The organism is Amycolatopsis roodepoortensis (genome assembly GCF_024628825.1).
GTDB lineage: Bacteria > Actinomycetota > Actinomycetes > Mycobacteriales > Pseudonocardiaceae > Amycolatopsis > Amycolatopsis roodepoortensis.
The window spans coordinates 8,170,272-8,195,164 of the sequence record NZ_CP102415.1 but is presented as its reverse complement, the minus strand read 5'-3'; the positions used below and the strand labels follow the sequence as shown (position 1 = coordinate 8,195,164).

Below are 24,893 nucleotides of genomic sequence, written 5' to 3'. Positions count from 1 at the left end.
GCGCGAAGTAGCGAAGACGGCCTGCGCGTCAGGGGTCGACCACACCAGGTTTCACTTACCCCTCAAATAGAACCCGAAACGCCACCCACGACCCGCAGCAAGTGATTGCGCGATCCCGCCGCCGCGGTCTATCTTCCTACGTGTCCGGATAGCGTTCCGCAGTGTCCGCATACCGGACACGCGCCTGTCCGGCCGACTCGACGAGGAGCGAAAGTGACGAACGTGCCCGCCTCGCACGAAACGGCCGGTTCGAGGTCTGGCGGCGTCAGCCGGTCGGCGTTCCGGCGGGTCCTGGCGGGCAGTACCGCCGGCGCGGTGCTCGAGTGGTACGACTTCGCGCTCTACGGAATCCTCGCGGCCACCGTGCTCGGGCCGCTGTTCTTCCCCGGCGGCGACGGGTTCGCCCAGTTGCTGCTCGCGCTGGCGACACAAGGGCTCGGCTTCGTCGCGCGCCCGATCGGCGGCATCGTGTTCGGGCATCTCGGTGATCGCCTCGGCCGCAAACCCATGCTGGTGACCACTTTCCTGCTGCTCGGGCTGTCGACCTCCGCGATCGGGCTGCTCCCCACCTACGCTCAGGCCGGCATCGGGGCGACGATCTCGCTCGTCGTGCTGAGGCTGATCCAAGGGTTCGCCCTCGGCGGCGAATTCGGCGCGGCCGTGCTGATGGTCAGCGAGTACGGAAGCCCGAAACGGCGGGGCTTCTGGTCGGCATGGCCGCAGGCGGGGGCGCCGCTGGGCACGGTGCTCGCCACGGCCGTGGTCGGCGGGATCGCCTTGGTACTCCCCGAAAACGCCTTCGACCAATGGGGCTGGCGAGTCGGTTTCCTGTTCGCGATCCCGTTGCTGGCCATCGGTTTCTGGATCCGGCGGCGTATCGACGAGTCTCCGGTGTTCCAGGAAGCGCAGGCGCGGGCCACGGCATCCGCGGACGCCGTCCGGGAGCGGTCGAGCATCCTGGAGACGCTCGCCCACCCCGGTCCCGTCCTCCGCGGGCTCGGCGTGCGGCTGGGCGAGAACGTGGCCTTCTACGTCTACACCGTCTTCGTGGTCGCCTATGCCACGAAAACCTTCGGCTACGGCAAGTCCGACGTCCTCCTCGCCGTGGCCGTCGGGTCCCTGCTGCAGTTCGCGGGGATGCTGGCCGGCGGCTACTGGTCGGACCGCGTCGGACGGCGTATCGCCATGCTGGTCCCCGCGGCGGGCCTCGCGGTGTGGGCACCGGTCTTCTTCGCCATCGTCCAAGCCGACAATCTGCCGTTGCTCTATCTCGGTATCGGCGTCGGCGCGGCACTGCACGGACTCCTCGCCGGGCCGGAAGCCGCGTGGATCGCCGAACTCTTCCCGACCCGCCGCCGTTTCGCCGGTGCTTCGCTGGTGTTCCAGGGTTCCTCGATCATCGCCGGCGCGCCCGCTCCCCTCATCGCCGTGTGGCTGGCCGAAAAACAGGGCCCGACGGCGGTCGTGCTGTACCTCGTCGGCACGATCGCGGTCACCCTCGTCGCGCTGCTCCTCAGCGCCGAAACCCGGGGCGCCGACCTGACTTCCGGCGACAGGTGACCGGCGAAATCTCGGCATGACGCCGGCCGACCGCAATTCGAGTGCGCGAAGCCGGGACGGCCACTACGGTCCTGGCCATGACCTCGGATGAGTTCGTACCGGCCGGATTCGTCCCTCCGGCCTCGCTCGTGACCGAACGGTTCCGCCTCGAACCGCTGGGGCCGCAACACAATTCGGCCGACCACGCCGCCTGGATGTCGAGTATCGAGCACATTCGCTCCACTCCCGGCTATCCCGACGGCGACTGGCCGCCTCGCGACGGCATGACTCCCGAAGAGAACCTCGAGGATCTCCGCCGCCACGCGGCGGACTTCGCGCGACGCACCGGGTTCACCTTCACCGTCCTCGACCCGGCGGACGACGTCATCGGTTGCGTGTATCTGTATCCCCCGGACTCCGAAGAATGGGACGTCACGGTGCAATCCTGGGTACGAGCCGACAAGGCGGACCTCGACGCGGCACTCGCCGACACGGTCGCGCGCTGGCTCGCCTCGGAATGGCCGTGGAAACGCGTGGACCGCTGCGGCCGCTTCTGGTCCATGGCTTCTCAGCTCCAGGCGAACAGGTCCTGTTCGAGGTTCATCGCCGCGAAAAGGTGATCGCGCGACGCTTCGAGTTCCTGGCGCAACCGGGCCAGGTCCGCGTCGAGCAGCCGTCCCTTCCACTTGCGCACCTTGCCGGCGACGATCACCGTCTCGACGTTGGTGCGGTCCATCAGCGACACGATCGCGCCCGGCACGCTGTTGAGCGGGGCCACGTTGAGCGCGGTCGCGTCGAGCAGGACGATGTCGGCCTCCTTGCCGGGAGTCAGGGTGCCGGTCCTGCCGTCGAGGCCGAGGTGTTTGGCACCGTTGACGGTCGCGTACCGCAGCACATCGCGGACGGTGAGGAGTTCGGGCGTGCCCGGGGCAGGCGTCGGCCAGTTGCCCGGCGGTACGAGATCGCCCTGGTCCAGGATCAGCTGGTTGACGAGCATGCGCTGCATGGTCATCGCGGAGCGCATCAGCGTGAACGGGTCCGCGGCCATCGTCGTCTCGACGTCGGAGCTCAGTGAAGGTTCCAAGCCGAGTTCCCGCATCTTGAGGATGGGCGGTGTGCCGTGCCGCATGGTCATCTCGATCGGGAAGGCCAGCGAGACCTGCGCACCGGCGTCCCGCAGCCGTCGCCAGGTCCGGTCGGACATGCCGGTCATGTGGATGAACAGGTTGTCCGGCCCCACTTCGACCCCGGCAGTGCCCTGGGCGAGGTCGTCGAAGACCGGCCGCATCCCCCACGAGCCGACGGCGTGCGCGGCGATCTTGAGGTCGAGCTCGCGGGCGATCGCCCAGGCGCGGGTGTACACCTGCCTGCCGAGGTGGAGCTCCCCGCCCATGACCATGGTCACCAGCCGGTCGTTCGAGGAGAACCATCGGTCGCGGATGCGGTACGCGTCCTGCGGATACCGGGCGCCCGTGCGGCCGTCGCCCTCGAAGAACCCGAACGCCGAACGCCGCCCGGTGTCGACGAGCGCCTGGATCGCCGCGTCGGTGTGCTCTGGTGAGTGGTGGATCTGCGAGACGTCCAGCACCGTCGTGACACCGGCGTCGAGCTGGGAAAGCCCTCCGAACAACGAGTTGACGTAGACGTCCGCCGGACGATAGGCCCGCGCGAAACCCTGCAGGATGTGCTCTCCGTAGTTCGGTTGCGCGCTCGGCGAGCCCGAGTGATCGTCGAGGAGCAGGCCGTTGGCGAGGAACGCGCGCTCCGCGGTCTCGAACAGGTGGTGGTGCGTGTCGACGAAGCCCGGCAGCACGATGCGCCCCCGTGCGTCGATCTCGCCGGCGTTATCAGCACGGATATCCGGCCGGATCTCGACGATCTCTCCGCCCTCGACCAGAACGTCGGCGGTCGCGAAGTCGCCGACGTTCGGATCCATGGACATCACCGCGCCGCCACGGATGACGTAGCGGCGTCCGGGACGCCCGCTGTCTTCCGGCGGCTCGCCCTCGTCACGTCTTTCGGTCATGGGGGGGGTGCCTTCCTTCGTGCGAGAACTTTGAGTTGATGTATCAACTGGTACTCGCCGACGAGTTGATTTGTCAACTCGTGGGGTAGGGTGACGCCATGAAGCAGCAGGAGTTGACGGAACACGAACTCCGCGCGTGGCGGGTGTCCTTCCAGATGCTGGAGCTGCTGCGGACGCGTATCGAGCAGCAGCTCCAGGCCAGCAGCGGCCTGTCCAACGCCGACTACACCGTGCTCGCCCTGCTGTCCGAGGCGCCGGACGGGCGGATGCGCGTCTACGAGCTCGGCCGGGCGGCCTCCTGGGAAAAGAGCCGCATGCATCACCAGCTCACCCGGATGGGCAAGCGGGGCCTGGTCACGCGGGAACGTTGCGGCTCGCGCGGTATGGAGGCGGTGATCACGGCGAACGGCCTCACCGCGCTCAAGCAGGCCGCGCCCGGCCACGCCCAGGAGGTCCGGCGCCTTGTGGTCGACCGCCTCACTCCTGAAGAACTCGACCAGTTCGCCGGTATCGCCACCACGATCCTCGAGCACCTGCAGGAGGACCAGCCACCCGCGTAGCGGCTTCACCGATCAGAAATCCTCCGCCACGTCGTCGGTTCTGGTGGCCCCCTCGCACCGGTGGAAGGATCGACGACCATGACCGACGCCAGACCGCACGGCACCGACGAAGCCACGTTCATCGCGGTGGCCCGCTCAGGCGATACGGCACGGTTCGCGCTCATCACGGAGCGCCACCGGCGCGAGCTGCAGGTGCACTGCTACCGGATGCTCGCGAACTACGACGACGCCCAGGACATGACGCAGGAGACGTTCCTGCGGGCGTGGCACAAGCGGGAGTCGTTCAAGGGCCACGCCGCGCTGCGGACCTGGCTGTACCGGATCGCGACGAACGTCTGCCTCGACTTCCTGGAGAAGCGCGACGACCGCACCCCCGTCCCGGCCGGGCTGGCGGACTCCGAGCCGGGCTACCTGCAGCCGTTCCCCGACCGGATGCTCCCCGAGGACCCGCAGGAATCGGTGGTGGCGCGGGAGACGATCGAGCTGGCGTTCATCGTCGCCGTCCAGCGGCTGCCGCCGCGGCAGCGGGCGGTGTTCGTGCTGCGCGACGTCCTCGGCTGGCCGGCGCCGAAGGCCGCCGACGCCCTGGAGCTGACCGTCGCCTCGGTGACCAGCGCTCTGCAACGGGCACGCGTGACGATGCGCGAGCAGCTGCCCGGCCGCCGTCTCGACTGGCGGAGCCCCGCCACCCACGAACTGTCGAACGACGAGCGCGGCGTGGTGAAGTCGTACATCGACGCCCACGAGCGCAACGACCTCGACGGCTTGATCTCCCTGCTGCGCGACGATCTGCGCTTCGCGATGCTGCCCGATCCGGGCACCGTGACCAGGACGGCCGGGGAGGCGGTGGACGGCTGGATCTCCGGCGGGCTCTTCCAGCGCGGCCACGACGACTGGCGCGGTCTCCCCACGACGGTCAACCGCATGCCGGCCGCCGCGCTGTACCTCCGCGCCCCCGGCGGCCCGGACCACCAGCTGTTCGCCATCGCGGCCCTGCGCGTCGTCGACGGGAAGATCGCCGAACTCACCGGATTCGACGCCACCGGCAAACCATGGCTGGGCCTTCCCCCGGCACTGTGATCGCTCAGCGCCTCGTCTCGTAGCGGGTCAGCACCACGCCGCCGGGGAACGTCCGCGTCTCCACGAGGTTCAGCTTCACCCAGCTGTCCAGCGCGGTGAAGAACGGCGTGCCCCCGCCCACCAGAACCGGCACGGTGACCAGCAGGTACTCGTCGATCAGCCCGGCCCGCATGGCGGCCCCGGCGAGCGTCGCGCCGCCGATGTCCATCGGGCCGCCGTCCTCGGCCTTGAGCCGGGTGATCTCGGTGACCGCGTCGCCGGTGACCAGGCGGGTGTTCCAGTCGACCGTGCCGGTCGTCGAGGAGAACACCACCTTCGGCATGTCCCGCCAGCGGCGGGCGTACTCGATCTCCGCCGAGGTCGCGCCGGGCCGCTGATCCGCGGTCGGCCAATCGGCACTCATCACCTCCCACAACTTGCGCCCGTACAGCGCGAGACCCGTCGCGGCCACCCGGTCGGACCACCACTGGAACAACTCGCTGCTCGACGACGAGTCCGGTCCGTCACCCCCGCTCCAGCCGAGGTCGTCGCCGGGCGCGGCGATGTAGCCGTCCAGGGACACATTCATGCCGAAGGTCAGTTTTCGCATGGCGTCAGCCTCCCGTGAGTAGATCTCACCCATATAGACGGACGGGGCGGGAAAACCTGATCGGTGCCGGGCACGGACCACTAGACTTCCGCGGCGTTCCAGGTTGGACGGCTGAAGGAGCTCGGGTGGCGGTCGGTTCGGAGGGTGCCGGATCCGGGGCGCCCTCGCCGTCACCGGTGACGGATTGCGCGGTGTACGTCGACGGCCGCCGCTTGCCGGGCCTGCGCGATCACGCCGAAGCGCTGGCCGAAGTACGCCGCCGTGGCGACGGATTCGTCTGGGCCGGGCTCTACGAGCCGGACGCGGCGAGGATGCAGGGCGTCGCCGAAGTGTTCGGGCTGCACGAGCTGGCGGTCGAGGACGTCGTTCACGCCCATCAGCGCCCCAAACTGGAGCCCTACGGCGACACGTTGTTCATGGTGCTGAAGACCGTCCGGTTCGTCGAGCACGAGTCGCCGACCACGGCGAACGAGATCGTGGAGACCGGGGAGATCATGGTGTTCCTCGGCAAGGACTTCATCGTCACGGTGCGCCATGGGCAGCACTCCGCGCTCCGGAGAGTGCGCTCGGAACTGGAAGCCATCCCGGAACGCCTGGCCGCCGGGCCGTCCGCGGTCCTGCACGCGATCGCCGACCACGTCGTCGACGGCTACCTCGACGTGAGCGAGGCGTTCGAGAACGACATCGACGTGATGGAGGCGCTCGTCTTCGCCCCCGGCAGCCCGATCAGCGCCGAGCAGATGTACCTGGTGAAACGGGAGATCGTCGAGCTACGGCGGGCGGTGATGCCGCTGGCCACCCCGCTGCGGAGGCTGGCCGAGGGCTCCACCCCGCTCATTTCCGATCAGGTCCGGACCTATTTCCGCGACGTCGACGACCACCTGACCACCGTCACCGAACGCGTCGCCGGGTTCGACGAACTGCTCACCACGCTCGTCGACGCGACACTGGCGAAACTGTCGTTGCAACAGAACAACGACATGCGCAAGATCACCTCGTGGGCGGCCATCATCGCCGTCCCGACCATGGGAGTCGGGATATACGGGATGAATTTCGACTTCATGCCCGAACTGCACTGGAAGTACGGCTATCCCGCCGTGATGGCGGTGATCCTGACCGCGTGCCTGGTCCTCTACCGGATCTTCAAAGGCAAGAAATGGCTTTGAACGACCGAGCCTGCCGAGACCGGGAGCCAGCGTTGTCGAAACCGAGGAAACCCACGTTCCGGCTCGTCGTGCTCCTCCTCGGCCGGCTCACGTTGGTCGTCGTGCAGATCTCGCTGGGAATGGGCGACGCCTCCTGAACCGGCGGATGAGTGGATGACCCCGTCGACGACACACACGACTGCTTCCGAAGACCGTCTTCACCCGAAGTTCCAGCCCCACCCTCATCCACGAAAGGCGCCGTCCATGACCGAGACGTCCACCCCCGGCAACCCGCCCGTGCCGCCCGGCAAGCTGTTGCTGGAGCTGGTGCCGGTGCCGGTCACCGACATCGAGCGGGCCAAGGCCTTCTACCAGGACCGGCTCGGATTCCGCCTCGACGTCGACGTCGACCCGAAGCCCGGTGTCCGCATCGTCCAGCTCACCCCACCCGGTTCGGCCTGCTCGATCACGCTCGCCGAAGGTCTTCCCACCCTCGACATGCCTCCGGGAACACTGCGCGGTCTGCACCTGGTGGTCGCCGACATCGAAGCGGCCCGCGCCGAACTGGTCGAACGCGGCGTCGAGATCAGCGAGGTCGAGGACCTCGGAGGAGTGTTCTACGCGTACTTCGCCGATCCCGACGGCAATACCTGGTGCCTGCAGCACATGCCCTGGCGTTGACCCGCGGGGACGCGGCACAGCCGTCGTCCGACATGGTGAACGGCGCGTTCATGATCGAACGCGCCGTTCACGACGAACCGGTTATGGCGTGAAAGCCCTTTCTCAGCTGAGGTAGAAGCCGCCGTCGTTGCGGAGGACCGTCGCCACGATCGGGAACCGCCGGGTGCCGTTCCACCAGTGGTAGACCGCGTGGTACTGGCCGTTCGCAGCCTGGAAGAAGTCCATCCCGCCCGGGCCGGGGTGGTTGCCGGGCAGGCCGCGGTAGGGGTTCAGGCCCCCGGTGCCGGTGTACCCGAAGTACGGCCGCTCGCTCCCGTTCTGCCGCGGCGTGCAACGGGTCGACGGCAGCGGGCCGGTGCCGCACCTGGCGATGCCGGTCGCGTATCGCGCGCTGTCCCAGTTGTTGCCGGAGTAGGCCAGGTACCAGTAACCGTCGGCGGATTTGAACATCGACGGGTTCTCGACCACGTGCGTGCCGCCGCTCATCCGGATGGTCTCCCAGCCGATGTCGGTGCTCTTCAACGCGTCCCGGCGGGTGTCCCAGTCCGCCATGCCGTTGGAATGGGTGCGCACGATCGAGATGCCGGTCTCCGGGTACGAGGTGATCGCGTCGTCCCGGTAGGCGACATACATGGAGCTGCCCGAGACGAACGGGTTCGCGTCGATGGCCCAGCGGCCGCTGCCCGGGCAAGCCCACTCGACGGGGTTGGTGAACGGTCCCCGCGCACTGCCCGAGACGGCGCGGCCGAGGCATTTCTGGCCGCTTCCCCGCTTGGACGCGGTGTAGTACATGAAGTAGGTGTCGCCGAAGCGGACGACGCCGGGCGCCCAGACGTTGCCCTCCGCCCAGCTACCCGGCCCGTTGGGCAGTGCGTCGGCGGACGCGCAGGTACCCACACCGACCGTGTTGCCGGAGCCGTGCACGAGCACCGGCACGAACAGGTGGCCGGTCACGCCGCACCGGGCGCCGACACCGGCGCCGACCGAGGTGCCGTAGGTGACGTACGAGCCGTCCTTCGCCTGGACCGTGTCCGGGTCGGCGAGCGGGAACGTCGACTCGGCGGCCGCGGTCGAGACACCGTCGGCCGCACTGGCCGTGCCGACCCCCACGACGGCGGCCGCTGCGGTCGTCGCGAGCACGCCCGCCACGAGTAATCTGGTCGTCCACTTGCGCATACTGAATCCCTTACTAGGCAAGGAGAGTAGTGTCGATCACAAGGCGCACCCGGCCACCACGGTCGAGGCGGCAAGCCCTGCCGCTGCGATGCGGAGCACGATCCGCCGAGGAGACCGGCCGGCCTCCCCGGTTACTTGTGGACGGACAAGTACGCCAGTCGGAAAACTATGTGACCCCCGTCGCCGACGCGACAGAAAGCGCGGAAACTGCCGCTCGATACATCCGTACGGCCCATCCGGCGGAGCCGTTAGAGCTACCCCGGCAGTGCGCGGTGATCCGCTCCCGCCGCCGAATGACCAGTGCTGGTCATCATGGCGTCAGGCGGCCACGATCCTGCAGGCCTGGGCGCTGAGCACGGCGTTGCGAGTGTTCCGCACAGGCAGCGGCAGCCGTTCCGGCACTGATCTCGTCATTCGGCTTTACGCGACCGAATTGCCGCCCCCAGCACGGCACCGACCGCGCCACCGATCAGGGGAAGCCCGATCGAAGGTAGCTCGTTGACCCAAAATGTGACTCCTGCCCCGCCAAGCACTATCAAGAATATGAAGGCAGCGCCCTTTTTAGACATTTCGTCCAATCCACCGGCCGGAGCAGCTCAGCCTGTCGTACTTGCCGAAGGGGTCATAGGTCGAGTCGCCGGAATTGTTACAGCGACAGGATACGGCGAGGCCGGCTGCGCTCTTTCCCGCCGATATGCCCGCTCAACTCAGGAAGTCGCGAGTTCGTAGGCGCGTTGCGGGACGAACTGGCCCGCCGACGCGATACAGCCGTCGGCCTCGCCGGGCGGCTTCACCCACAGGAACGCGTCGATCCGCCCGTCCCCGGTGTTCGTGGTGCTGGCCGTCCCGATCCGGCGGCCCGGCGGATCGCACCACTCGCTCCCCGCGGGCCCGTTGCCGTTGCGGCTGGTGTCCACGACCGCGCGAAGCCTGCCGTCGCCGACCCCGGCGAGCACCGCTCCCGCGAAGGCCACTTCGTCGGCGGTCCTGCGGTAGTTGGAAACGTTGGTGGAGATGCCATCCGCGGCGACGGAGATCTGGGCCGCCCGCAGCCGCGCGGCGGCTTCACCCGGCGACAGCCACGCGGAGTGCCCGATGTCGAAGTACACCTTGGCCGCCGCCGACCCGGCCTTCAGCCGTTTGCCCGCGTACGCCATGGACGCGCTGGTCTCGGCCTGCTGACCGGCGTTCTGGCAAGTGGTCATCAACGGCAGCACGTCCGGTTCGAGCACGATGGACGCGGGCCGCCCGGCGAGACCGGCCGCCACCTCGTCCACCCAGGCGCGGTAGGCGGCGTGCGACGGCGCGCCGCCGGAACTGGCGCCACCGCAGTCGCGGTTCGGGATGTTGTAGACCACCATGATCGGGATCTGGTTCGCGGCCGCCGCGGCGCCGACGAAGGCGTCGACCTGCGCGCGCACCGTGCCGGTGTTCGTCGTGGTGAACCAGCGCGCCTGCGCCACCTTCGCGATCCGGTCGCGGATGACCGCGGCCCGGCCGTCGTTCGGGTTCGCGGCCACCCACCGGGCGGCGTTGGTCTGCGGGTCGACGTAGAACCCGGACGGCGCGCCCTGCGCCGTCCCCGCGGTCAGGGGGACGACCGCGAGCGCGGCGAGCACCATGGCTCCTGTCTTGAGCGTCATTCCTACCTCCGGAGAATCGTCGGGAAACTCAGGCGGACACGCATCGCCGTCCGTCGACCATGAACTCCGACGGCGACCGATGGGCGCCGGTGTTATTCGCGTTGAAGCCGATGGACACCGACGCGCCAGGCGCGACCACGGCGTTCCACGACGCGTTGCCCGCCCGGACGGCCGAGCCGGTCTGGCTCCACGCGGCGCTCCAGCCGTGCGTCAGCTTCTCCTCACCACCGAAGGCGAAGGTCAACCCCCAGCCGTCCCACGCGGTCGTGCCGGTGTTCTTCACGGTGAGCGCCGCGGACAGCCCGGTCTGCCAGGTCGACGCCGTGTACGTCACCTGGCAGCCCGCCGACGGCGGCGCGGCCGAGTGTTCCGCCACCCAGTTCGACAGCCACGCGAACGCCGAGTTCCAGTTGACCGTCACCTCGTTGAGCGAATAGGCCTCGATGTGGTCGACCCAGCACCGCTGAGGGGCACAGCCGGGCAGCAGCCGCTGCGCGACCGGGTCCTGCAACGCGCTGTTGGGCCCGCCCGACAGCGCACCGGGCGGCGCGGTCGGCAGCGACGGGTCCTTCTGGTTCGCCCAGTGCCGGTGGTGCACGTTGCGCACCGGCCGATCGCCCCACCCGGAGACATAGGAGAAATCGACCGGGTTACGGCCCAGCAGATAGTCCATCGTCGCGAAGGCGCCGTTCCGGTACTTCGCCGCACGGGTCAGGTCGTGAGCGAGGCCCAGCAGCATGCCGTTGTTGGCGACCAAACCGTTCGAACCCCACTCGTACCCGCCGTCGCCGGTCCGGTACGGCGCCGGGTGCCCGGCGGACGCCATGTTCGCGAGGTGCGCGTCCGCGGTCGTGACGATCGCGGACCGGATGTTCTCGGTGGGCACCCCGCGCGGGGCCAGCACCAGGGAGATGTCGCCGAGCGCGCCCGTGGCGCCCCAGTCGAAACCGCGTGCGTCGAAGCTCTTTCCGCCGAACAGCGGGGAATCCGTCACGTCCGCGCGGTACTGCCCGGTGGTCACGTACAGTTCGGCCGCGGCCCAGTAGAACTCGTCGGTCACCGTGGGATCGCTGTACGAGCCGCCGCCGACGCCGTCGTTCGGGTCGGCGATCATGCCGGGGTGCGCCTTCGCCGCCGCGTAGGCCTTCTCGCCGGCGGACAGCGCGCGGGCCGCGAACTCGGCGTCGTAGGGAGCCCACAGTCGCGACGCCTGTGCCGCCACCGCCGCGAGATTCAGGGTCGCCGCGGTACTCGGCGCGGACAGCCTGCGCGGCTGGGCGTCCTGATGCGGCAAGGTCGGCAGGCCGGTCCACTGCTCGTCGTGGATCTTGTGGTGGGCCATCCCGGCCAGCGGCCGTCCGTCGGGAACCTGCATGCTCAGCAGGAACTCGAGTTCCCACCGCGCCTCGTCGAGCACGTCCGGCACGCCGTTCGACCGCTCGGGAATGGCGAGGGTGCCGTCGCCGAGCGCGGCTTCGTCGCCGAACAGCGCCGCCCGCTCGTAGCCGTTCTGCAACTGCCACGCGGCGATCCCACCGTTCACCACGTACTTGCCGTGGTCACCGGCGTCGTACCAGCCGCCGCGCACGTCGAGGGTGTACCCGCACTCCAGGTCCGCCCGGCAGGGGACGTCGTCGTCCCCTTGGTTCGGCGCCACGTTCGCATGTCCGGCCGGTCGCGCGTAGTCCTCCCCCACATACCGCGCTTCGATCGGTGTGCCGCTGCGCTGGTGATAGAAGAACGCGAGCGAGTCTTGCCGCAGCCGGGTCATGACTGTCGGGGAAATGTCGAACGGGCGGCTCACGTCATCGCCGACGTTCAACGTGTAGCCGCTGCCCTGCCGGTCGTAGGACGAGAAGTCGATGGTGTGGACGTTCTCGTCCGACGCGGCGTCGTGGCCCTTCGGAGTGGTCTGGCCGGTCGCGACGGCCGCGCCCGCGCCATCCCGCAACGTCCAGGGCAACGGGGTGGTCGAGCCGGTCGCGAGGCTCGCTTGTTTGGGCAGGCCGGGCACGTAGCCGACCTGGTTCACCCGCAGCGGTCCGGCGGGTTCAACCCCCGGTGGCGGCAGCACGCCACCGACGAGCGAGACGTTGTCGACGCAGACGGTGTTGTCGAACGACTGGCCGCCGAACCAGAACGCGAACTGGCCGTTGCCCGCGGCCGGGAAGTCCAATGTGGACTCGAAGGTCAGCGTGAAGGTCTGCTTGACGGGCGTCACGGTCACGTCGGTGCGCGCGATCTGCCGGTACGGATCGACGGCCTCGCCCGCGACCGCGGACAGCGGTTGCGCGACGGTCGCCCGCGCGTCGAACTTCAGCGTGTAGGACTGGCCGGCCTCGTACGGCACGCCGTTCTGGCCGGACAAGGCGTCGTACCCGTTGGCCGTGCCGCCGGTGACATCGACGCAGTACTCGCCGTCCGTCACCGAGCCACGGGTGTTCGCACCGGCCCACCAAGGGTCGGCACCACCCGCGGAGAAATCGCCGTTCACGATCCGCTCGTACTCCGCCGCCGAGGAAGATGCTTCCGGAGCGACGGCGACGGCCGCGAGGAGTACGGCGGGAAGCAGCACACGCCAATTGTCGATCACCACGTCGTGATCCTTTCGGAGGCCGAATTTGGGAGCGCTCCCACAATTTAGCCCGATGGCCGCCCGGCAGGGAAGACCATTCCCCGAAATCGCCGATACCGGACGTTTCTCACTCGTTCGGCCCTGTTCCCCCGGCGCCGGACCCACGCTAAGGTGCCGACGCTGGGAGCGCTCCCAGTCTTTGTCGGAAAGAAGGCGCGATGACACACAGAAAGGCAATGACCGCGATACTGGCCGTCGTCACCACGATGGTGGCCTGTCTCGTGACCGCGACACTGAACGCTCCGACCGCGTCGGCACACGGCGCGCTGATGAAACCGGGCAGCAGGACTTTCTTCTGCTGGCAGGACGGACTGACACCGCAGGGCAACATCGTTCCGAAGAACTCGGCGTGCAAGGCGGCCGTCGCGCAAAGCGGGGAGAACTCGCTCTACAACTGGTTCTCCGTACTCCGTTCGGACGGCGCGGGCCGCATCGAGGGATTCATCCCGGACGGGCAGCTCTGCTCGGGCGGGAATCCGAACTTCGCGGGTTACGACCGCACGGGGAACTGGCCGGTGACCCATTTGACGGCCGGCGCGTCGTTCGGCTTCTCCTACAACGCGTGGGCCGCCCACCCCGGCTGGTTCTACCTCTACGTGACCAAGGACGGGTACGACCCGAGCCGCGCACTGCGCTGGGACGACCTGGAGGAACAGCCCTTCCTCACGGTCGACCACCCGCAGGTGAGCGGCAACGTCGGCAGCGTCGACGGCCAGTACAAGTGGACCGGCAACTTCCCGTCGGCCAAATCGGGCAAGCACGTCGTCTACTCGGTCTGGAAGCGATCCGACAGCACCGAGACGTTCTACGGCTGCTCCGACGTCGTGTTCGACGGCGGCAACGGCGAGGTCACCGGGATCGGCGTCGTCGACGATCCCCCTGATCCCGGGCAGCCGCCCAACGGCGCGTGCACGGCGAAGTGGACGACGACCGGAAACTGGAACGGCGGGTACCAAGCGGAAGTGACCGTCACCAACCCGGGCACAACGGCGCTGTCCGGCTGGCGGGTCGGCTGGACCGTTCCGGCGGGACAGACGATCAACAGCGTCTGGAACGGCACCCTCACCCTGGACGGCACGCGGGCCACCGTGGGCAACGCGGACTGGAACGGGTCACTACCGGCGGGCACCACCCGTTCGTTCGGGTTGAGCGCGAACGCGACGGGGAGCGTCGCCGCACCGGAGCTGACCTGTTCGAGCCCGTAGCACCCTGGGCACCAGTGAAGTGGCGGCTTCAGTGGTGCCCGTGTCCGTGCTCCGGGTTGGCGAACACGCACCCCGCAACGTCCGAAGGCACCTGATGCACCCGGGGATCGACGGTTCCGCACCGGAAGTAGTACAGCCCCAGCTCGCTCACCCCGAGAAATCCTGCGGAGACCGCGAAACCGTTGCCGAAGGCGAAGGTCGGCCCGTCGGCGATCTCGCCCGCCCTCATCGCCGCGTGCCAGGATTCCTGGAACCTCCGCTGCTCGTCGCCGCCGAAGAGAAGGAGACCGACGACCGGGAATTCCGGTGACACCCGGCAGGTGGCCCATTCGGCCACATGCGGCTGAAAGCGCGCGGCGATATCCGGCCCGGCGAACGTGCGCAGCTCTCCGATCTCCCGGCGGGAGACCGCGGCGCAATCCCCCGCGGTCTCGTCGATCCAGTCGACCAGATCGTCCATTGTGGTCAGTCGGGCGCCGAGCGCCCCGGCACCGGCGGTGGCCGTCGGCGACGGCGCGGAACAGCCGGCGAGCATTCCGGCGGAGATCAACAATGTGGTGGCGAGTCGCCTCATGCTTTTCTGCTCTACTCCGAAAACGGCCGGATCACAACACTTCGCCGAAAGACGCCCTTACAAATCGGACGGTCCGCCGCTACTCTCATGAGAGCGCTCTCAGACTCATCCACTCCCGTTACCCCGGCTCAGGGCCATTGCCTGCCCACGTGGCCCTGGGCCGGTTCCACCTCTTGAGGGTGCCGGAAATCCGCTCGGACGAGGAGGACCTGTGAGATCACGACCATTGGCGCGCTCGACGAGAGCACGTCCCGTCACGGCGCTGGCCGCCACCGTTGCCCTCGCGGCGGCGGTCACCACCGGCGTCGCGCCGACGGCCACGGCGGCCGCGGTTTCCTGTACGACGACGTACAAGATCAGCAGCGAATGGGACAACGGTTTCGGCGCGACGGTCTCGATCCGCAACGAAGGCGGCGACGCCATCCCCGACTGGAACCTGACCTGGAGCTTCGCCGACGGCCAGCGGGTCACCCAGCTGTGGAACGGCACGTTCACGCAGTCCGGCGGTGCGGTGAGCGTCCGAGGCGCGGACTGGCAGCGCGGCATCGCCCCCGGCGCGTCCGTTCAATTCGGCTTCAACGCGGCGAAGACCGGCGCCGCGAACCGGGTGCCGGTCGACTTCAAGGTCAACGGCGTCAGCTGCGCCGGCCCGAACGCGGCACCGGCGGTGCGGCTCACGAAGCCGGAGAACAACGCGGTGTTCGCCGTGTCGTCACCGATCGAACTGGCGGCCTCCGCCGCCGACGGCGACGGTTCGGTGTCCTCGGTGGAGTTCTACGCGGGCACCACCCGGCTGGGCGCCGACACCACCGCACCGTTCGAATACACCTGGACCGGCGCGACGGCGGGCGAGTATTCGGTCACCGCGCGGGCGATCGACAACCTCGGTGCGGCAACGGTTTCCGCGCCGGTCGCGGTGCGGGTGCTGGCCGCGCCGTCGGTCGTCGCCACCCCGTCGACGGCCCGCGTCAAGCAGGGCGGCTCGGCGGGAGTGGACGTGAAACTCGCGACCCGGCCGACGGGTCCGGTCACGCTGAACGTGGCACGCACGGCGGGCAGCGCCGACCTCACGGCCACGCCCGCGACGCTCACGTTCGACCAGAACACTTGGAACACGGCGAAAACCGTGACGATCGCTTCCGCGGCGAACGGTGGCGCGCTCGCCACCGCCGCGTTCTCGATCACCGGGCCCGGCCTCACCGCGGCCACCCTCGACGTGGCGGAGATCGACGCATCCGCCTCGGACTACCGGGCCGCCTTCCTCGAGCAGTACCACAAGATCAAGGACGCGGACAGCGGCTACTTCCGGAATTTCGACGGTCTGCTGGTGCCGTACCACTCGGTGGAGACGCTGCTGGTCGAGGCGCCGGACCACGGGCACCAGACCACGTCCGAGGCGTTCAGCTACTACCTGTGGCTGGAAGCCGCGTACGGACAGCTGGAGGGTGACTGGGCGCCGTTCAACCAGGCGTGGGCGTCGATGGAGAAGTTCATCATCCCGGCGCACGCGGATCAGCCGACCAACGACAAGTACAACGCCGCCGACCCGGCGACCTACGCACCGGAGCACCCGCGGATGGACCGGTATCCGGCGGTTCTCGACGGCGGCGTCCCGGTCGGCTCCGACCCGATCGCGGGCGAACTGCGCCAGGCCTACGGCACCTCGGACGTCTACGGTATGCACTGGCTGCTGGACGTCGACAACACGTACGGTTTCGGCCGGTGCGGCGACGGCACCACCGCGCCCGCCTACATCAACACCTACCAGCGCGGGTCCAGCGAATCGGTGTGGGAGACCATCCCGCAGCCTTCCTGCGACACGTTCGCGCACGGCGGGCCGAACGGGTACCTCGACCTGTTCACCAAGGACGCGAGCTACGCCAAGCAGTGGAAGTACACGAACGCGCCCGACGCCGACGCGCGCGCCGTCCAGGTGGCGCACCTGGCCAACCAGTGGGCGACCGCGCAGGGCAAGGGCGCCCAGGTGGCCGACGTGGTGAAGAAGGCGTCGAAGATGGGCGACTATCTGCGGTACGCAATGTTCGACAAGTACTTCAAGAAGATCGGTGACTGCGTCGGTCCCAGCACGTGTCCGGCGGGCAGCGGCAAGAACAGCTCGCACTACCTCATGTCGTGGTACTACGCGTGGGGTGGCGCCACCGACACGTCCGCGGGCTGGGCGTGGCGGATCGGTGACGGCGCGGCGCACCAGGGCTACCAGAACCCGCTCGCCGCGCACGCGCTCGCCAACGACCCGGCGCTGAAGCCGGTCTCGGCGACCGGCGCGACGGACTGGGCGGAAAGCCTCGACCGGCAGCTGGAATTCCTGCAGTGGCTGCAGTCCGCCGACGGCGGCATCGCCGGCGGCGCGACGAACAGCTGGGACGGCCAGTACGCCACTCCCCCGGCGGGTTCGCCGACCTTCTACGGGATGTACTACGACCAGCAGCCCGTCTGGCACGATCCGCCGTCCAACCGGTGGTTCGGGTTCCAGGCGTGGGGCCTGGAGCGGGTCGCCGCGCTGTATCAGCTCACCGGGGACGAACGGGCGAAACGCATCCTCGACAAGTGGGTGCCGTGGGCCATCGCGAACACGACGGTCGGCTCCGGCGGCGACTTCCGGATCCCGTCCGACCTGGAGTGGACCGGCAAACCCGACACGTGGAACCCGGCCACGCCGGGAAGCAACGCGAATCTGCGGGTCCGGGTGCTCAACCACAGCCAGGACGTCGGCGTCGCGGCGTCGTACTCGAAGATCCTGCTGAACTACGCCGCCCGGTCCGGGAACGCGCAGGCACGGACGGTCGGCGAAGGCCTCCTCGACGCGATGCTCGCGCACACCGACTCGATCGGCATCGCGGTCCCGGAAACACGTACGGACTACAACCGGTTCGACGACGAATACGACTCGTCCACCGGTGAAGGCGTGTACGTGCCGCCGGGCTGGACCGGGACCATGCCCAACGGCGATCCCATCGCCGCGGGCGCGGACTTCCTGTCCATCCGGTCGTTCTACCGGGACGACCCGCAGTGGCCGAAGGTGCAGTCCTATCTGGACGGTGGAGCGGCGCCGACGTTCACCTACCACCGGTTCTGGGCGCAGGCGGAGATCGCGACCGCCTTCTCCCTGCACGTGCAACTGTTCGGCTGAGTCCATACCCCAGGTCCCGCCGGCCGCCACCGGCGGGACCTGGCCTCCCCCGCAAGTCGAGAGGATGGCGATGAGGGTCGTGAGTGGCGATGGTGGTTCTAACCCTCTTTGCCACTCACAACCCCGCCCGAAGTGCTCGAATCGGGCGCGGCAAGCCGATCCTGCGTCCTTTATGGACAGACGTAGCCACGTGGGGGTCTTTGCCACTCACGACCACCTGCACCGACACAGCCCAATCGTCCGCCCTGCGAAGTCCGTACATGTCGCGAAAGCCACTTTCGGGACATCAGACGTCCCGAAAGTGGCTTTCGCGACACACCACCTCGAACGCCCCCCTCAAGCGAAGTCCGGAGCCAGCACCCGATCGAAGCCGACCTCCCGCCGCGGACCGGTCAGCGTGCAGCCGAGCGTCGCGACGATCCGCACGCTGGAGGTGCCCACCCGCAGTTCGACGTCCCCGGGCTCGACGAGCCGCGTGCCCGCTCGTCCGGTGTAGGAGGTCAGATCGGCGTGCAGCCCGATCTCGACCACCTCGGTCGCGCCGGGAGCGACTTCGACCCGTTTCGCCGCGATCAGCTGCTGGACCGGCCTCGCGACCTCGGCCACCGGATCGTGCAGATAGATCTGGACGACCTCCGTCGTGGTGCGGTCGCCTGTGTTGCTCAGCGTCACCCGGACCCGGCAGCGTCCGTCCGTCGGCCACGCCGGGTCCGCCACGGAGACGTCGTCCCAGCTGACGGCGCCGTAGGAAAGCCCGTGCCCGAACGGGAACAGCGGTGTCGGATCCACCGTGCTGACCTCGCTGCGCTGCCCGAGCGGAGCGGTGAGATAGGTCGACGGCTGGGAGGCGTTCTCGCCGGGGAACCCGACCGGAAGCCTGCCGGAGGGGTTGATCCGTCCACTGAGGACACCGGCGAGCGCCACCGCGCCCTCTTCACCGGGGTAGAAACCGCACACGATCGCCGCGAGCCTGCCGGCCTGCCGCGAAAGCTCGTACGGCCGTCCGGACAGGAGCACCAGTACCACCGGTGTCCCGGTACCGAGCAGGGCTTCGAGAAGTTCTTCCTGCCGCCCCGGCAGTTTCAGGTCCGGCACGTCGCAGCCCTCGCCCGACGTGCCGCCGCCGAACAGGCCCGCCCGGTCACCGAGCACGGCGACGCAGATTTCCGCGGCCTCGGCGGCGGCGACGGCTTCGGCGATGTCCGCGTCCTCGCCGCCGAGCACAGGGCAGCCGAGCGCATAGGTGACTTCGTGGTATTCACCGAGCGCGTCGAGCACCGTCGGAACCGAAACCCCGAACGGCACCTCCGGATGGTGCACGCCGACGTGCATCGGGAACGAGTAGCAGCCGAGCATCGCGCCGGGGTCGTCCGCCCGCGGCCCGACGACGGCGACCTTGTGACGAGGTGAGAGCGGGAGCACGCCGTCGTTCCGCAGCAGCACGATCGAGCGTTCGGCGATCTCCCTTGCCAGCGCACGGGATTCCGGGTCGTCGAGGTCGATCTCGTCGGGCACCTCCGGCACCCAGTCTTCGTCGAGCAATCCGAGTTCGCACTTCTGCCGCAGCACCCGTTCGAGGGCGCGGTCGACGACGGCGGTGTCGACCGCGCCCTCCTCCACCGCCGCGAGCAACGGCTCGCCGTAGCAGTCCACTGTGGGCAGTTCCACGTCGATCCCGGCGACGAGCGCCTGCCCGGCGGCGTCGCCGCGATCGGCCGCGACACCGTGGAGTTTGTGCAGGAACGCCACGGAGAAGTAGTCCGCGACCACGGTCCCGGAGAACCCGTAGGTATCACGCAGCAGATCTGTCAGCAGCGCCTTGTCCGCGGCGGCGGGGACACCGTCGTTGTCGACGTAGGCGTTCATCACCGACCGGGCGCCCGCGCGCAACGCCATCTCGAACGGCGGCAGCAGGACGTCGGCCAGTTCCCTGGGGCCGACCGACACCGGCGCGAGGTTGCGGCCGGCACGGGAGGCCGAGTAGCCGGCGAAATGCTTGAGCGTCGCGATTACCCCGGCCGACTCCAGACCCGCGACGTAGGCGCCGCCGATCATGCCGACCAGATGCGGATCCTCGCCGATGGTCTCCTCGACGCGGCCCCAGCGCAGGTCACGCGCCACGTCGAGGACCGGCGCGAGTCCTTGGTGGACACCCAGCCGCCGCATGGTGCCGCCGATCCGCGCCCCCATGCGGTACACGAGATCCGGGTCGAAGCTCGCTCCCCAGCACAGCGGGGACGGATACACCGTCGCCTGCCAGGCGGCGAGGCCGGTGAGGGTCTCCTCGTGCACCAGCGCCGGGATGCCGAACCGGCCGTTGGCGACGATCTCCCGCTGCGAGCGGGCCAGGCTGTGCGCGCCGGTCACTGGATCGACGGGCCGGGTGCCGTACACCCTGGTCAGCTGGCCGATCCCGTGGCGTACCAGTTCGTCCCAGTCCAGTGCCACTTCGGCGAAGTCGTGCTGGTGCGGGGCCATCTCACCACCGGAGTCGATCCCTACCCAGACGCCGTAGAGCTGGGCGACCTTCTCCCGCAAGGTCATCCGGTCCATCAGCGCGCGGACGCGATCGGCGGGGTCCGCGGCGGTGTCGTGCCATGGCCGGGGCGACTCGCTGGGCTGGGTGGTCAAGGTCGTCCGCCCTTCGTCGTGGCTCCGAGGGCACGCGTCGAGCGGCGCACCACGAGACCCGTGGACAAGGTGATGTGGGTTTCCTTCTCGGGTTCCCCGCTGATCAGCGAGATCAGGAGGGTGATGGCGCGGTGACCCATTTCGCGGATCGGCTGGTCCACTGTGGTCAGTGGCGGGGTGCAGAGCGCCGATTCGGGGACGTTGTCGAAACCGACCACCGAAAGGTCGTCCGGGACGGACAGGCCGAGGTCCGCGGCGGCCCCGACGGTCGCGATCGCCGAGATGTCGTTGGCGGCGAACACCGCCGTCGGCCGGTCCGCGCCGGTCAGCAGTTCGCGGGCGGACCGGGCGGAGATCTCCGGATCGTAGGCGCCGAGCCGGATCAGGTCCTCGTCGATCGGGACACCGGCGGCGGTGAGCGCCCGCAGGTACCCGGTCTTGCGCAGTTCGGCCGATTCGAGATCCGGCCGCCCGGCGAGGAAACCGATCCGGCGGTGGCCGAGCTCCAGCAGATGCTCGGTCGCCAGCTGGGCGCCGCGGAGGTTGTCGGAATCGATCGTGGGCACCGTCGAGGGGCCGGTGTGCGGGTCGACCGCGACCACCGGCGTCCCCGGGACGGCTTCCAGCGAAGCCACCGGCGTCACCAGCACCGCGCCGTCGACCAGCGTTCCGGAAAGCCTTGACAGGTAACGCTTCTCCCAGCCCGACGGGTCCCCGACCCGGCCGCCGGCGGAGTAGACGACGAGTTCGTAGCCGGTGCCGCGGATGGCGTCGGCGGCGCCCTTGAGCAATTCGGTGGAGAACGGTTCGAGGTCGGCGACCAGGATCCCGATCACGTTCGTCTTGTGGTTGCGCAGGCTCTGGGCGACCAGGCTCGCCTCGTAGCCGAGTTCGTCGATCACCGCGCGGACCTTGGCCAGGGTCGCGGCGGCGACGCCGTAGCGGTCGTTGATCACCTTGGACACCGTGGCCACGGAGACGCCGGCGCGGGCGGCGACGTCACGGATAGTGACCCTCGAACTGGGCTGCATACGGTCAGACTAGCGATGTAAAACGTTATCGACAACGATTGACATCGGAAATCCGGGCGCGCAAACTCATCGCCAGTCCGGGCGCAGTCACGCCCTGTCCTACTCGGCCGAAGTCGTCAGGAGTGGACTCACCATGCTTTCGAACCGCCGAATCCCCGCCGCCGCCGCGCTGGCGGCGGCCATCCCGCTCGCGCTCGCCGGCTGCTCCGGAGGTACCGAGCCCGCGGCCGAGCCCACCGGACCGGTCACGCTCACCTGGTGGCACAACGGCACGACCGATCCGCTCAAGTCGATCTGGGCGCAGGTCGTCGCGGACTACCAGAAGGCGCATCCCGAGGTGACGATCAAGGGGCAGCCACTGCAGAACGAGGAGTTCACCACCAAGGTCCCGCTCGCCCTGCAGTCGAACGAACCGCCGGACGTCTACCAGTCCTGGGGCGGTGGCGAACTGGCGTCGCAGGCCACCTCGGGCAAGGTCGCCGACCTGACCGACGCGGCCAAGGACTGGCTCTCCACGGTGGGCAAACTCGCCGAGAGCTGGCAGGTCGACGGCAAGCAGTACGGGATCCCGTGGGAGCAGCATTTCGTCGGCTTCTGGTATCGCAAGGACCTTTTCGCGCAGGCGGGCGTCACGGCGCCTCCGTCCACTTTGGACGAGCTCAATACGGCCGTCGCCAAGCTCAAGCAGGCGGGTATCACGCCGATCGCGGTCGGCGGCAAGGATCGCTGGCCGGACGCGTTCTACTGGAACTACTTCGCGCTCCGGGCCTGCTCGGCGGACACGCTGAAACAGTCGGTCAAAGCGGTGAAACTCGAGGATCCCTGCTGGACCAAGGCCGGGCGTGATCTGCAGGCGTTCCTTGCCACCCAGCCGTTCCAGCCCGGCTTCACCGCCACTCCCGCCCAGCAGGGGGCGGGCAGTTCGGCCGGACTGGTGGCCAACGGCAAGGCGGCGATGGAACTGCAGGGCGACTGGGAGCCCGGCACGATGTCGTCGCTCACCGAAGACAAGGACCTCGACTCGAAGGTCGGCTGGTTCCCGTTCCCGGCGGTCCCCGGTGGCCAGGGTGATCCCGCCGCGGTGCTCGGCGGCGGTGACGGTTTCTCCTGCACCACCCGCGCGGTCAAGGCGTGCGTGGACTTCCTGCGGTACCTCGGCAGCGAACCGGTGCAGAACCAGCTCGCGGCGAAGGGCGCCGGACTGCCGATGTCCGCGTCGGCGGCCGGATCGCTCAAGACCGAGTCGCTGAAGTCCGTCTTCGACTACGGGCAGAAGGCCCCGTACGTGCAGATGTACTTCGACAAGGCGTTCCCGACCGCGGTGGGCGCCGCGCTCAACGACGCCGTCGCGAACTTCTTCGCCGGGCAGGGCACCCCGGAAGGCATCGTCGACGCGGTGAACAAGGCAGCGGCGGGCGACAAGTGACGGCGACGGCCACGCGGGTGCGGGCGGCGGCGCGGCCGTCCGCACCCGCCGTCCGGACGCGGACACCGGGAGTGCGCAAGAAGCTGGAACTGACGTTCCTGCTCGGGCCGGCGCTGGTGCTGTTCGCCGGGTTCGTGCTGGTCCCGATCGGGATCGCGGCGTTCTACAGCCTCTACGAGTGGAACGGTTTCGGTCCGCTCGACGATTTCGTCGGCCTCGGCAACTACGCCGACGCCCTGTCCGGATCGGTGTTCCAGGGCGCCATCGGGCACAACCTGATCATCGCGGGACTGTCCCTCGTGGTCCAGCTGCCGCTGTCCATCGGGCTGGCGCTGCTGCTCAACCGCAAGCTGCGCGGGCGCGCCGTCCTCCGCGCGCTCGTGTTCGCACCCTACGTGCTGTCGGAGGCGATCACCGCGGTGATCTGGCTACTCATGTTGCAGCCGAACGGTTTCGTGGACCAGATGTTGCGTGGTGTCGGCCTCGGCGGGCTGGTACAGCACTGGCTCGCCGACCCGGGGATCGTGCTCTACACCCTGTTCGCGGTGATCACCTGGAAGTACATCGGCTTCGGCATCATCCTGCTGCTCGCCGGGCTCCAGGGCGTGCCCGCCGAGCTGCGGGAAGCGGCCGCGCTCGACGGCGCGTCGGCCTGGCAGACCACCCGGCACGTCGTGCTGCCGCTGCTGGGGCCGACCATCCGGATCTGGGTGTTCCTGTCGGTGATCGGCTCGCTGCAGCTGTTCGACCTGGTGTGGATCATGACTCTCGGCGGGCCGGCCAACGCGTCGGCGACCATGGCGACCTACCTGGTCGACCACGGGTTCAAACGCTACGAATTCGGTTTCGGGAGCGCGGTCGCGGTGATCCTGTTCGTGGTCTGTTTCGTGTTCGCGTTGCTGTACCAGAGGTTCGCGTTGCGCCGTGACACCGATGGCGCGCTCACCAGGATGGTGGACTGATGCGCCGCGCCGGGACGCCGATCGGTTACGTCGCCGCGATCGCCGTCCTCGGGATCACCGTCGTGCCGCTGCTGTTCGTGATACTGGGCGGTTTCCGTACTACCGCGCAGATCAACGCCTCGCCCGCCGGCCTGCCCGGCCCGTGGGTCTGGGACAACTACGCGGTCATCCTCGGTTCGGCGTCGTTCTGGACGTTCCTGGGGAACAGCGCGCTGATCGCGGTGATCGCCACGGCGCTGACCGTGGCACTGGGATCGATGGCCGCGTATGCCTTGTCCCGCTACACCTTCAAGGGCCGCGAGGGTTTCTACACCTTGTTCACACTCGGCCTGCTGTTCCCGCTCGGCGTGGCGACCTTGCCGCTGTACCTGTGGCTGCGTCAGCTGGGGATGCTTGAGAGCTTCTGGGGCGTGGCGATCCCCGAGGCCGCGTTCTCGCTCCCGGTGACCATCGTGATCCTGCGGCCGTTCATGCGCGCGATCCCCGGCGAGATCGAGGACGCCGCCGTGCTCGACGGCGCGAGCAGGCTCGGTTTCTTCTGGCGGATCCTGCTGCCCCTGTCCGCGCCCGCGCTGACCACCGTCGCCGTGCTCGCGTTCGTGACCAGCTGGAACTTCTACCTGCTGCCGCTGCTGGTGTTCAACGACTCCGCGAACTTCACCCTGCCGCTCGGCGTGGCGACGTTCCAGTCCCAGTACTCCCAGGACACCGCGCGCGTGCTCGCGTTCACCGCGCTGTCGATGATCCCCGCGCTCGCCTTCTTCGTGCTCGCCGAACGCCGCATCGTCGGCGGGCTGACCGGATCCGTGAAGGGCTGATCGAACCGTTCGGTTTCCGAA

19 protein-coding genes are annotated in these 24,893 nt (G+C 68.8%); 11 read left to right on the top strand and 8 right to left on the bottom strand.

Annotation, left to right across the window (positions count from 1 at the left end; translation table 11 throughout):
- Positions 1 to 213: 213 nt before the first annotated feature.
- A complete protein-coding gene (locus NQK81_RS39440) occupies positions 214 to 1,560 on the top strand; it encodes an MFS transporter (RefSeq protein WP_371878831.1) in 1,347 nt (448 codons plus the stop codon).
- A 77-nt stretch (positions 1,561 to 1,637) separates the two neighbouring features.
- Positions 1,638 to 2,159: a GNAT family N-acetyltransferase gene (locus tag NQK81_RS39435; protein ID WP_257485529.1), complete on the top strand. Its 522-nt coding sequence runs from the start codon at positions 1,638 to 1,640 to the stop codon at positions 2,157 to 2,159.
- Here NQK81_RS39435 and NQK81_RS39430 read toward each other — a convergent pair.
- Complete coding sequence (locus tag NQK81_RS39430; RefSeq protein ID WP_257485528.1) at positions 2,108 to 3,565, bottom strand: amidohydrolase family protein; 1,458 nt, start codon at positions 3,563 to 3,565, stop codon at positions 2,108 to 2,110. The two genes, NQK81_RS39435 and NQK81_RS39430, sit on opposite strands and share 52 nt — an antisense overlap.
- 98 nt (positions 3,566 to 3,663) lie before the next feature.
- On the opposite strand from NQK81_RS39430, the gene NQK81_RS39425 reads away from it, so the two are divergent.
- Complete coding sequence (locus NQK81_RS39425) at positions 3,664 to 4,125, top strand: MarR family winged helix-turn-helix transcriptional regulator (RefSeq protein ID WP_257485527.1); 462 nt, start codon at positions 3,664 to 3,666, stop codon at positions 4,123 to 4,125.
- A gap of 78 nt (positions 4,126 to 4,203) precedes the next feature.
- Positions 4,204 to 5,205: an RNA polymerase subunit sigma-70 gene (locus NQK81_RS39420; protein WP_257485526.1), complete on the top strand. Its 1,002-nt coding sequence runs from the start codon at positions 4,204 to 4,206 to the stop codon at positions 5,203 to 5,205.
- Between the two features lie 4 nt (positions 5,206 to 5,209).
- Here the strand turns inward: NQK81_RS39420 and NQK81_RS39415 are convergent, their stop codons facing one another.
- Positions 5,210 to 5,794, bottom strand: a complete 585-nt coding sequence (locus NQK81_RS39415) for a dihydrofolate reductase family protein (protein WP_257485525.1) — start codon at positions 5,792 to 5,794, stop codon at positions 5,210 to 5,212.
- Positions 5,795 to 5,919: 125 nt separating this feature from the next.
- Between NQK81_RS39415 and NQK81_RS39410 the strand changes: the two genes are divergently transcribed.
- On the top strand, positions 5,920 to 6,960 hold the full coding sequence (locus NQK81_RS39410) for a magnesium and cobalt transport protein CorA (protein WP_257485524.1): 1,041 nt from the start codon (positions 5,920 to 5,922) through the stop codon (positions 6,958 to 6,960).
- 243 nt (positions 6,961 to 7,203) lie between these two features.
- Complete coding sequence (locus tag NQK81_RS39405) at positions 7,204 to 7,620, top strand: VOC family protein (RefSeq protein WP_257485523.1); 417 nt, start codon at positions 7,204 to 7,206, stop codon at positions 7,618 to 7,620.
- A 102-nt stretch (positions 7,621 to 7,722) separates the two neighbouring features.
- On the opposite strand, the gene NQK81_RS39400 is transcribed toward NQK81_RS39405, so the two are convergent.
- The 3 genes from NQK81_RS39400 to NQK81_RS39390 all read right to left on the bottom strand — a co-directional run bounded on the left by NQK81_RS39400 (position 7,723) and on the right by NQK81_RS39390 (position 13,035).
- On the bottom strand, positions 7,723 to 8,796 hold the full coding sequence (locus tag NQK81_RS39400) for a family 43 glycosylhydrolase (protein ID WP_257485522.1): 1,074 nt from the start codon (positions 8,794 to 8,796) through the stop codon (positions 7,723 to 7,725).
- Between the two features lie 707 nt (positions 8,797 to 9,503).
- Positions 9,504 to 10,439: a glycoside hydrolase family 6 protein gene (locus NQK81_RS39395; RefSeq protein WP_257485521.1), complete on the bottom strand. Its 936-nt coding sequence runs from the start codon at positions 10,437 to 10,439 to the stop codon at positions 9,504 to 9,506.
- A 28-nt stretch (positions 10,440 to 10,467) separates the two neighbouring features.
- On the bottom strand, positions 10,468 to 13,035 hold the full coding sequence (locus NQK81_RS39390) for a glycoside hydrolase family 9 protein (RefSeq protein WP_257485520.1): 2,568 nt from the start codon (positions 13,033 to 13,035) through the stop codon (positions 10,468 to 10,470).
- Positions 13,036 to 13,250: 215 nt separating this feature from the next.
- Here NQK81_RS39390 and NQK81_RS39385 point away from each other — a divergent pair, with 215 nt between their 5' ends.
- Entirely contained in the window at positions 13,251 to 14,279 is a 1,029-nt protein-coding gene (locus NQK81_RS39385) for a lytic polysaccharide monooxygenase auxiliary activity family 9 protein (RefSeq protein WP_257485519.1), read from the top strand.
- A 28-nt stretch (positions 14,280 to 14,307) separates the two neighbouring features.
- On the opposite strand, the gene NQK81_RS39380 is transcribed toward NQK81_RS39385, so the two are convergent.
- Complete coding sequence (locus NQK81_RS39380) at positions 14,308 to 14,853, bottom strand: hypothetical protein (protein WP_257485518.1); 546 nt, start codon at positions 14,851 to 14,853, stop codon at positions 14,308 to 14,310.
- Between the two features lie 211 nt (positions 14,854 to 15,064).
- Between NQK81_RS39380 and NQK81_RS39375 the strand changes: the two genes are divergently transcribed.
- Positions 15,065 to 18,004: a glycoside hydrolase family 48 protein gene (locus NQK81_RS39375; protein WP_257485517.1), complete on the top strand. Its 2,940-nt coding sequence runs from the start codon at positions 15,065 to 15,067 to the stop codon at positions 18,002 to 18,004.
- A gap of 336 nt (positions 18,005 to 18,340) precedes the next feature.
- On the opposite strand, the gene NQK81_RS39370 is transcribed toward NQK81_RS39375, so the two are convergent.
- Together NQK81_RS39370 and NQK81_RS39365 are read right to left on the bottom strand one after the other, a co-directional pair.
- Entirely contained in the window at positions 18,341 to 20,635 is a 2,295-nt protein-coding gene (locus NQK81_RS39370; RefSeq protein WP_257485516.1) for a beta-xylosidase/alpha-l-arabinosidase, read from the bottom strand.
- On the bottom strand, positions 20,632 to 21,666 hold the full coding sequence (locus NQK81_RS39365; protein WP_257485515.1) for a LacI family DNA-binding transcriptional regulator: 1,035 nt from the start codon (positions 21,664 to 21,666) through the stop codon (positions 20,632 to 20,634). Before NQK81_RS39365 ends, NQK81_RS39370 begins: the two co-directional genes overlap by 4 nt.
- 133 nt (positions 21,667 to 21,799) lie before the next feature.
- On the opposite strand from NQK81_RS39365, the gene NQK81_RS39360 reads away from it, so the two are divergent.
- From NQK81_RS39360 to NQK81_RS39350, 3 genes are read left to right on the top strand one after another with little or no spacing between them, the layout of a single operon-like run.
- Entirely contained in the window at positions 21,800 to 23,092 is a 1,293-nt protein-coding gene (locus tag NQK81_RS39360; RefSeq protein ID WP_257485514.1) for an ABC transporter substrate-binding protein, read from the top strand.
- Complete coding sequence (locus NQK81_RS39355; RefSeq protein ID WP_257485513.1) at positions 23,089 to 24,054, top strand: carbohydrate ABC transporter permease; 966 nt, start codon at positions 23,089 to 23,091, stop codon at positions 24,052 to 24,054. Before NQK81_RS39360 ends, NQK81_RS39355 begins: the two co-directional genes overlap by 4 nt.
- On the top strand, positions 24,054 to 24,872 hold the full coding sequence (locus NQK81_RS39350; RefSeq protein ID WP_257485512.1) for a carbohydrate ABC transporter permease: 819 nt from the start codon (positions 24,054 to 24,056) through the stop codon (positions 24,870 to 24,872). The genes NQK81_RS39355 and NQK81_RS39350 overlap by 1 nt, the downstream gene beginning before the upstream one ends.
- Positions 24,873 to 24,893: the final 21 nt, after the last annotated feature.

Excerpts from the sequence above, each read along its gene's own strand:
- NQK81_RS39415 (WP_257485525.1), bottom strand. The coding sequence starts at position 5,794 with ATGCGAAAACTGACCTTCGGCATGAATGTGTCCCTGGACGGCTACATC.
- NQK81_RS39360 (WP_257485514.1), top strand. The coding sequence starts at position 21,800 with ATGCTTTCGAACCGCCGAATCCCCGCCGCCGCCGCGCTGGCGGCGGCC.
- NQK81_RS39350 (WP_257485512.1), top strand. The coding sequence starts at position 24,054 with ATGCGCCGCGCCGGGACGCCGATCGGTTACGTCGCCGCGATCGCCGTC.
- NQK81_RS39395 (WP_257485521.1), bottom strand. The coding sequence starts at position 10,439 with ATGACGCTCAAGACAGGAGCCATGGTGCTCGCCGCGCTCGCGGTCGTC.
- NQK81_RS39435 (WP_257485529.1), top strand. The coding sequence starts at position 1,638 with ATGACCTCGGATGAGTTCGTACCGGCCGGATTCGTCCCTCCGGCCTCG.
- NQK81_RS39385 (WP_257485519.1), top strand. The coding sequence starts at position 13,251 with ATGACCGCGATACTGGCCGTCGTCACCACGATGGTGGCCTGTCTCGTG.
- NQK81_RS39425 (WP_257485527.1), top strand. The coding sequence starts at position 3,664 with ATGAAGCAGCAGGAGTTGACGGAACACGAACTCCGCGCGTGGCGGGTG.
- NQK81_RS39365 (WP_257485515.1), bottom strand. The coding sequence starts at position 21,666 with ATGCAGCCCAGTTCGAGGGTCACTATCCGTGACGTCGCCGCCCGCGCC.
- NQK81_RS39420 (WP_257485526.1), top strand. The coding sequence starts at position 4,204 with ATGACCGACGCCAGACCGCACGGCACCGACGAAGCCACGTTCATCGCG.
- NQK81_RS39380 (WP_257485518.1), bottom strand. The coding sequence starts at position 14,853 with ATGAGGCGACTCGCCACCACATTGTTGATCTCCGCCGGAATGCTCGCC.
- NQK81_RS39405 (WP_257485523.1), top strand. The coding sequence starts at position 7,204 with ATGACCGAGACGTCCACCCCCGGCAACCCGCCCGTGCCGCCCGGCAAG.
- NQK81_RS39430 (WP_257485528.1), bottom strand. The coding sequence starts at position 3,565 with ATGACCGAAAGACGTGACGAGGGCGAGCCGCCGGAAGACAGCGGGCGT.
- NQK81_RS39400 (WP_257485522.1), bottom strand. The coding sequence starts at position 8,796 with ATGCGCAAGTGGACGACCAGATTACTCGTGGCGGGCGTGCTCGCGACG.